Source organism: Micromonospora sp. D75 (assembly GCF_018070405.1).
Classification (GTDB): Bacteria; Actinomycetota; Actinomycetes; order Mycobacteriales; family Micromonosporaceae; genus Micromonospora; species Micromonospora chalcea.
This window is the reverse complement of record NZ_JAGPXV010000245.1, coordinates 1-8,085: the sequence shown is the minus strand read 5'-3', so window position 1 is coordinate 8,085 and position 8,085 is coordinate 1. Positions and strand designations below refer to the sequence as shown.

At 72.3% G+C, this 8,085-nt stretch carries 8 protein-coding genes; 6 read left to right on the top strand and 2 right to left on the bottom strand.

The window, feature by feature from the left end:
• The first annotated feature begins 103 nt into the window (after positions 1-103).
• The 6 genes from KBX39_RS16290 to KBX39_RS16265 are packed head-to-tail and all read left to right on the top strand — an operon-like array spanning position 104 to position 5,892.
• A complete protein-coding gene (locus KBX39_RS16290) occupies positions 104-1,045 on the top strand; it encodes an ABC transporter permease (protein ID WP_043324835.1) in 942 nt (313 codons plus the stop codon).
• A complete protein-coding gene (locus tag KBX39_RS16285) occupies positions 1,042-1,980 on the top strand; it encodes an ABC transporter permease (protein ID WP_210871340.1) in 939 nt (312 codons plus the stop codon). The genes KBX39_RS16290 and KBX39_RS16285 overlap by 4 nt, the downstream gene beginning before the upstream one ends.
• Before the next feature lie 26 nt (positions 1,981-2,006).
• Positions 2,007-3,065, top strand: a complete 1,059-nt coding sequence (locus tag KBX39_RS16280; protein WP_064446347.1) for an ABC transporter ATP-binding protein — start codon at positions 2,007-2,009, stop codon at positions 3,063-3,065.
• Complete coding sequence (locus KBX39_RS16275; RefSeq protein ID WP_051611046.1) at positions 3,065-3,898, top strand: ABC transporter ATP-binding protein; 834 nt, start codon at positions 3,065-3,067, stop codon at positions 3,896-3,898. Before KBX39_RS16280 ends, KBX39_RS16275 begins: the two co-directional genes overlap by 1 nt.
• A gap of 3 nt (positions 3,899-3,901) precedes the next feature.
• Positions 3,902-5,371 (top strand): MmgE/PrpD family protein, encoded by a 1,470-nt coding sequence (locus KBX39_RS16270; RefSeq protein ID WP_069090071.1) that lies wholly within the window; start codon positions 3,902-3,904, stop codon positions 5,369-5,371.
• Positions 5,368-5,892: a nitroreductase/quinone reductase family protein gene (locus KBX39_RS16265; protein WP_051611044.1), complete on the top strand. Its 525-nt coding sequence runs from the start codon at positions 5,368-5,370 to the stop codon at positions 5,890-5,892. The genes KBX39_RS16270 and KBX39_RS16265 overlap by 4 nt, the downstream gene beginning before the upstream one ends.
• 5 nt (positions 5,893-5,897) lie before the next feature.
• On the opposite strand, the gene KBX39_RS16260 is transcribed toward KBX39_RS16265, so the two are convergent.
• Both KBX39_RS16260 and KBX39_RS16255 read right to left on the bottom strand, forming a co-directional pair.
• Positions 5,898-6,851 carry a zinc-binding dehydrogenase gene (locus tag KBX39_RS16260; protein WP_210871338.1) on the bottom strand — a complete coding sequence of 318 codons (954 nt, stop codon included), beginning with the start codon at positions 6,849-6,851 and terminating at the stop codon, positions 5,898-5,900.
• Positions 6,852-6,861: 10 nt separating this feature from the next.
• Positions 6,862-8,085, bottom strand: a 1,224-nt coding sequence (locus tag KBX39_RS16255; protein ID WP_210871336.1) for a MaoC family dehydratase N-terminal domain-containing protein, incomplete at its 5' end; no start/stop codon positions are given.

Here is an 8,085-nt window from a genome sequence, read left to right as displayed (position 1 = left end):
GACCCCCCGCTGCGGCGGGGGCCGGCGGCGACACCACCGGCCTTGCCGGCACCAGGCCGTGCGAGGCGCAGTCCCAGGCACACGCTCAGAGTCGAGGTAGGACATGATCCGCTACGCCAGCAGGCGCTTGCTCGCGGCAATACCCCTGCTGTTCGTCGTCCCGCTGCTCGTCTTCGCCCTGATCGAACTCGCTCCGGGCGACCCGGCCGTCGTCCTGGCCGGCGACGAGCCGACCCCGGAACGTGTCGAGGCGATCCGCGAGGAACTCAACCTCAACGCTCCGGTCCTGGTGCGCTACGCCATGTGGGTCGGCGACGTCCTGCGCGGCGACCTCGGCACGTCCTTCCTGTCCGATCAGACAGTCATCGAGCTGCTGACGCGGCGAATGGCCACGACGATGTCGCTGGTGCTCGTCGCGATGATCTTCGCCGTCGTGCTCGGGGCCACCCTCGCCCTCGTGGCCACGCTGCGCTCCGGTGGCATCGTCGACCGGTTCGTCAACGGGCTCGCCTCGATCGCGATCGCCATCCCGGGCTTCTGGTTCGGCCTCGTGCTCGCCTCGGTCTTCGCGGTGGGCCTGCAGATGTTTCCGGCGTTCGGCTATCAACCGCTGGCCGACGGCTTCTGGCCGTGGCTGTCGCACCTCGTCCTGCCGGGCATCGCCCTCGGCCTGCTACCCGCGGCCGAGGTGACCCTGCAACTCCGCTCGGCGCTCGGGCAGGTCATGAAGTCCGACTACGTCCTCAACGCCGAGGCCAAGGGACTGTCGCGATCCAGCGTGGTGTTCAAGCACTCCCTGAAGAACGCATGCATCCCCGTCGTCACCGTCCTCGGCTTCCGCGTCGCGGAGGTCCTCGCCGGGTCGGTGACCATCGAGATGATCTACAACATGCCGGGCCTCGGTCGTACCGCGATCGAGGCGGTGCAGGGCCGTGACATCCCGGTGCTGCTCGGCTTCGTCCTGTTCAGCACGACTGTCGTCGTGCTCGTCAACCTCATCGTCGACATCTCCTACGGCTACTTCAACCCGAAGGTGCGGTCATGAGCTCCAACCAGACCCCCTCGGCTCCGGCGCCGGGGAACGACTCGGGCCTCGCCGAGGTGCCGGCGGCGGCCATCGGCACGGGCGAACCGGAGCCGGTCGCCGCCCCCGGCATCCTCAAGAGCATCGTGCGCCGCCCCGCGACGATCGCGGCCGGCGTCTTCCTGCTCGTGCTGACCTTCATCGCGATCTTCGCCCCGGCCCTGGCACCGTACGACCCCGACGTGCAGAACCTGTTGCTGCGGCTCCGGCCGCCGAACGCCGAGCACTGGCTGGGGACCGACGACTACGGCCGGGACGTGCTGAGCCGGCTCATCTTCGGCGCGCGGGTCTCGCTGTGGGCGGCGCTGCAGGCCGCGGCCGTCGCGCTCGTCCTCGGTCTGCCGCTCGGCATGATCGCGGGCTACCGCGGCGGCTGGGTCGACGCGATCCTGACCCGCATCATGGACGCGCTGATGAGCGCCCCGTCGCTCGTGCTGGCCATCACCATCGTCGCGGTCCTCGGCGCCGGCATCACCAACGCGATGCTCGCCATCGGCCTGGTCATGGCCCCGCGCTTCTTCCGGGTGGCCCGCGCCGGCACGATGGACGTGCGGCACGAGACCTACATCGAGGCCTCGATCGCCCTGGGCTGCAGCACCCTGCGGATCGCGGTGCGGCATGTGCTGCCCAACGTGCTGCCGCCGATCATCCTGGTCATCTCGGTGTCGCTTGGTACCGCCGTCGCGGCCGAGGCGAGCCTGAGCTTCCTCGGGCTGGGCGTCCAGGCCCCCGCGGCCAGCTGGGGCTCGATGCTCTCGACGGCCTCGTCGAACATGCGCCTCGCGCCGTACCTCGTGTGGCCGCCCGGCGTGATGATCTTCCTCGCCGTCCTCGCCTTCACCTACGTCGGTGACGGCGTCCGTCGCGCCCTCGTGCGCACCCGCTCGGGCAACTGACCGTCCGGCAACCACCAGGAGCTGACATGGCACGTGAAACGGCGCCCGCCGGCACCAGGACCGACGCCACCGGCGGAACGGCGGACCTGCTGCGCGTGGAGAACCTGAGCGTCGAGTTCCCCTCGCCCTCGGGCGGCTGGCAGACGACCGTCCAGGACGTCTCGTTCTCGCTCAAGCCGGGCGGTTCGATGGCCCTGGTCGGCGAGTCCGGGTCGGGCAAGACGGTGACCTCCATCGCGGTGATGGGCCTGACCGGGGCGACCGGAGGACGGATCGCCTCGGGCCGGATCGTCTTCGACGGCGTGGATCTCACCGCGGGCACCCAGAAGCAGTGGCGGGACCTGCGCGGCCCGGGCATGGGCATGATCTTCCAGCAGCCGATCCGCAGCCTCAACCCGGCGTACACGGTTGGGGACCAGATCGCCGAGTCGGTGCGCAAGCACCTGGGCATGAACCGCAAGCAAGCCCGGGCCCGTGCCGTCGAGATGCTCGACATGGTGCAGATCCCGCGGGCGGCGCAGCGGATCGACGACTACCCGCACGCGTTCTCCGGCGGCATGTGCCAGCGCGTCATGATCGCGATGGTCATGGCGTGCAACCCGCGCCTGCTCATCGCCGACGAGCCGACGACGGCGCTCGACGTGACGGTGCAGGAGCGGATCCTCGAACTGCTGCGCGACCTGCAGGAGCAGACCGGGGTGGCGCTGCTGTTCGTCAGCCACGACCTCGCGGTGGTGGCCGAGTTGTGCCGGGACGTCGTGGTCATGTACGCCGGCGAGGTGGCCGAGAACGCGCCCTCGGAGCAGTTGTTCTTCCACCCGCGGCACCCCTACACGTCCGGCCTGATCGGCTCGATCCCGAAGCCGGGCCTGAGCACCGACCGGCGGTTGCGCGCGATCCCCGGTGGCATCCCGGCGCCGGGCGCCTGGCCGCACGGGTGCCGGTTCAGCAGCCGGTGCGAGTTCGCCGTGCCGGGCCGGTGCGACGTGGCCCACCCCGGCCTGGTCCGTCTCGACGGCGCCGCCGAGCACCATGCGCGGTGCGTGCGGGCCGCGGAGCTCTCTCTGGATGGAGTGACGGTCTGATGAGCCTGCTCGAAGTCGAGAACCTCACGAAGTCGTTCAGCGCCGGCCGGGACTGGCTCGGCCGGCGTACGAAATGGTTGAACGCGGTCAAGGGGGTGAGCTTCACCCTGGAGCGCGGCGAGTGCCTCGCCGTCGTCGGCGAGTCCGGCGCGGGCAAGTCGACGGTCGGGCGCATGGTGCTGCGCCTCATCGAGCCGGACTCCGGTTCGGTGACCTTCGACGGGATCGACGTACTGGCCACGAAGCCGAAGCAACTGCGCGCGCTGCGCCAGCGGATGCAGATGATCTTCCAGGATCCGTACAGCTCGCTCGACCCGCGGATGACGATCAGGGACGCGGTCGCCGAACCTCTCCTCGTGCACACCGACAAGGACCGGGCCACGCGCGAGAAGGAGGCCGTCGAGCTGCTCGACAAGGTCGGCATCGGTTCGCGCTACCTGGAGCGGTACCCGGCCGAGCTGTCCGGCGGGCAGTTGCAGCGGGTCGCGATCGCCCGGGCGCTGACGATGAAGCCGAGCCTCATCGTGTGCGACGAACCGGTCGCGGCGCTCGACGTGTCGGTGCGGGCGCAGGTGCTCAACCTGCTTCGGGACCTGCAGGAGGAGCTGGGTCTGGCGTACCTGTTCGTCTGTCACGACCTGGCCCTCGTCGAGGTCATCGCCGACCGGGTCATGGTGATGGCCGCAGGTGAGGTGGTGGAGACGGACACGACGGACCAGATCTTCGCCAACCCGCGGCAGGAGTACACGAAGAAGCTGCTCGCGGCGATCCCCGTGCCGCTGCCGCGCGACGCGCAGGGCAACCGGCTCGTCGCGCCCGGAAGGGTGGGCTGAACGGTGACCGGTACGACGGAACCGACCCGGACGCAGCTGCTGGCGCGGTTCGCGACCACGCGCGACGAGGAGATCCCCGAGTCGGTACGCGACTACGGCCGGCTCGTCCTGCTCGACTCGCTCGTCTGCGGGCTGGCGGCGGTGCGGTTGCGGCGCAGCCGCATGGTCCAGCGGGTCGCGGCCCGGTTCGGCGGCCCGGCCGAGGCGACCGTGTTCGGGCTGGAGCAGCGGGTCGCGGCGATCAACGCCGCGCACGCCAACGCGGACATGATGAACGCGCTGGACGCCGACGACACGTTCTTCAACTCGGCGCACTTCGCGGTTTTCGGCGTCGCGGCCGGTCTGGCGGAGGCCGAGCGGCTGCACGCCGACGGGGCGAGCCTGCTGCGCGCGAGCATCATCGCGTTCGAGATCAACGCGCGGCTGAACCTGTCGACCTCGCTCATGGCCTTCGAGGACGGCCAGTTCCGCTGGTCGCCGCTGTCGTCGCACGGGTACGCCTCGATGGGCGCGGCCGCGGCGTGCGCTGTCGTGGGCGGCTGGGAGCCGGAGCGGCTGGCCCACGCGCTCGGCCTGGTCGCCTGGCTGGCCCCGCCGGCGAAGAACTCCTACATGGCCGAGCGGCGCTCGTTCAACGCGTTCAAGTACGGCCCGTACGGCGCGATCGCGCACGCCGGGATGCTCGGCGCGGCGCTGGCCGAGGAGGGCTACACCGGCGACCTGGACGTGCTGGACCGCACCCCGGGCTTCATCGAGGCGATGGGCTTCCTCGGCGGCGAGCGGCACGAGATGGTCGCCGGCCTGGGGTCGAAGTGGTGGATCACCGAGACGTCGCTCAAGCCGTACCCGACGTGCCGTTTCACCCACGCGGCGCTCGACGCGATCCGCGCGTTCCCGGGCACCCACGGGGTGCCGGTGTCGCAGATCGAGTCCATGGAGATCCGGCTGAGCCCGGCGGCCTACCGGACGTTGCAGTTCCGGGAGCCGGCCCCGCGGATCCCGGACACCGCCGTCGCGCCGCTGGACGGCGCCTTCAACATGCCGTACGCCGCGGCGCTGGCGCTGCTCGGGCACGCACCGGGACCGCAGTGGTACGACCCCGAGCGGCTGGCCGACCCGGCGGTGTGGGACCTGGCGCGCCGGATCACGACGGCGCCCGACCCGGTGCTCGACGCGGAGTGGGAGGCCGACCTCAGGGAACACCCGGGCGGCCAGATCCGCCGGACGCGGGGCGCGCTGACGATCCGGGCCGGCGGCCGGGAGTACGTGGTCGAGTCGGACTTCGCCCAGGGCGACCCGTGGGACGACACGACGCGGGCGGACTGGGACTTCGTGACCGGCAAGCTGGCCTCGTTCTGCGACGGGATCCTCGACGCGGACACGCAGGAGCGGCTCGTCGAGGTGGTCCGGGGCATCGACGACGTCGCCGACGTCGCCGAGACGCTGTCGCCGCTGCTGGCGCGTGCGCGGTGAGCCGACGGATCGGCGCGGAGACGAGGTCGTTCGCCTCGTACGGCCGGTCGTGGCTGATCGTCATCCGCGGGCCGCGCGGGATGGCGTTCGACCGGTTCCTCGTGCGACGGACCGGGTTCTCGCTCGTGTCGTTGCAGTACGCGCTGGCGGGCAGGTTCCCGTACCACCCGACGCTGCTGCTGACGACTGTGGGCCGTCGCTCCGGGGAGCTGCGCGACGCTGCGCTGCCCTACGTGCCGTACGGGAAGGATCTGGTGGTCGTCGGCTCCAAGGGCGGCGGCCCCAAGGACCCCGCCTGGGTGGTCAACGCGCGTCACCACGAACTGTGCTGGATCGTTCTGCGGCGCAGGACGGTCCCGGTGCGGGCGCGGGTGACCGACGGCGAGCGCGACCCGGAGCTGTTCGCGCACGTCGTGGCGCGCAAGCCGAACGTGGGACGCTACGCCGAACGGGCCGCCGGCTTCGGGCGGCAGATCCCGCTCGTCGTCCTGACCGCCGTCTCGGGTGAGCCGCTCGCCTGAGCGGCTCAGCCGGTGGTGAGGACGATCCGCCCGACGAACTCGGACGCCTCCAGCCGGTCGTGCGCGACAGTTGCCTGCTCGAGCGGGTACGTCGCGGCGATCGCGGGGGCGGCGGTCACGGCCGAGAGGGTGAGGGCCTCGCGTAGCTGGCAGGCCACCGCCGCGGGCCCGGGCCGGCCGATTCCCCGCAGCGTCCAGCCCTTGACCATGAGGCGACCCAGGTGCAGGTGGGCGTGGCTGTCGGCGGTGACGCCGCAGGTGACCAGCCGGCCGCCGGGGGCGAGCACCTTGAGCACGTCGGACCAGAGGGTGCCGCCGACCGACTCGACGATGACGTCGACCTCGCCGCCGGGCAGTGCGGCACGCAGGGACTCGACGACGTCGGGACGATAGTGGTCCACGACGTCGAGCGCGCCGAGGGCGCGTACCGCGTCGGCCTTCGCCGGGGCGCTGGTGCCGAAGACGCGCGCGCCCAGGTGGTGGGCGTACTGGACGGCGAAGGTGCCGACCGCGCCCGCGGCGGCGACGACGAGGACCCGGTCGCCGGGGCGTACGCCGGCGAGGTTGACGACCGCGTCGTAGGCGGTGCGTCCGGCGGTGGGCACCGCCGCGGCGTGGACGGCGTCGAGCGCGGCCGGTCGCGGGAAGCAGTGCGTGGCCGGGACGACGGCGTACTCGGCGTGGGCGCCGGTGGTCAGCCCGACGACCGCGTCGCCGGGGGTGAAGCCGGTGACGCCCGGACCGGTCCGCACGACGGTGCCGGCGACGTCCCGGCCGAGGATGGCCGGGCCGGTGACCGCCATCCCGTGGGTGCCGCGACGGATGTAGGTGTCGACCCGGTCCAGGCTGGACGCCTGGACCCGCACGAGCACGTGACCGGGGCCGGGCGCCGGGGCGTCGAGTTGGCCGAGGCGCAGGCTGTCGGGGGAGCCGGAGTCGACGACGTAGCTGGCGAGCACGCGATTCCTCTCAGGGCAGGGCGATGGTGGCGGAAGCGATGACGTGGTCGCCGAGGCTGTTGGTGCCACGGACGTCGACGGTGACATGCGTGCCCCCGTCCGCCGGCTGCAGGCCGGTGACGACGCCGTCGAGGGTGCAGGTGTCGCCGGGGTGGTTCTGCGCGGCGAGGCGGGTGCGGAAGTCGACGACGCGAGCCTCCGGTCCGGCCCAGTCGGTGAGGTAGCAGTTGACCAGCGCGCTGGAGCCGAGGATGTTCATGTAGACGTCGCGGGCGCCCCGTTCGAGGGCCGCGTCACGGTCGAGGTGCACGTCGTTGAAGTCGAAGGTCGCGGTCGCCAGCGCCGCGATGGACAGCTGGGTGACGGGGATCGGCCAGGGCGCGAGGCGTTGCCCGATGCTCACCTCGGCCCCGGTGCGGGTGCTCGTGCGGCGTTGCGGCCGGGGGGCGGTGAGCACCGGCAGGATCGCACCGTCGCGGGTGCGCCGGTGCGCCACGACGACCGGCATGCCGTCGTGCACGAGGTCGGGGCGCAGGTACGCGACGTCCCCGGTGAAGCGGGTCCCGTCGGCGAGGTCGGCGCTGCCGACGAGGTAGGGGCGCTCGTCGAGCGGGGCGGCGGCGTAGCCGGGTTGCAGGTGCGCGGTCAGGGTGCCGGTGGTGCCGGCCGGCGGCAGGTCGACCGGGGCGGCGGCCGGGCGTACCGGGCGGGCGAGGCGGTCCCCTGACCTCGCCGGGCCCTCGGTCCGGGTCGCCGGGTTCCAGCGGAGCATCCGCAGGACGACGCGGCCGACCGGCTCGCCCTCGACGGTGCGGTAGTCGCTGACGAGGTCGACGAAGTGGCCCCGGCCGAGCCGGGTGGACTTCTCGGGGGAGACCGCGCCGATGGAGGGGAACTGCTCCAGGTGGTCGCCGGGGCGCAGCGGGCGTACGTAGGTGTGCTCCGTCTGCACCGCGGCCACCGAGGTGAACCCGCGGGTGGCGAGGACCTCGTTGACCCGGTCGAGGCTCTCGGCGTGGCGGTGAGCGCGCCTGTTGCCCGGCAGGGTCCACATGTTCAGCGAGGTCGCCGGGGCCACGATGCCGCCCCAGACGGAGCGGGCGGCCCACCGGGGGTCCTGGTACGCGGGGTTCTCGTCGCCGACGGCGTCGCACCAGACGCGGATGGCTGCTTCGGTGATCGCGTCCTTGGCCCGGCGGGGCGGGTCGGTGAGGCCGATCAGAGCGTCGAGTCG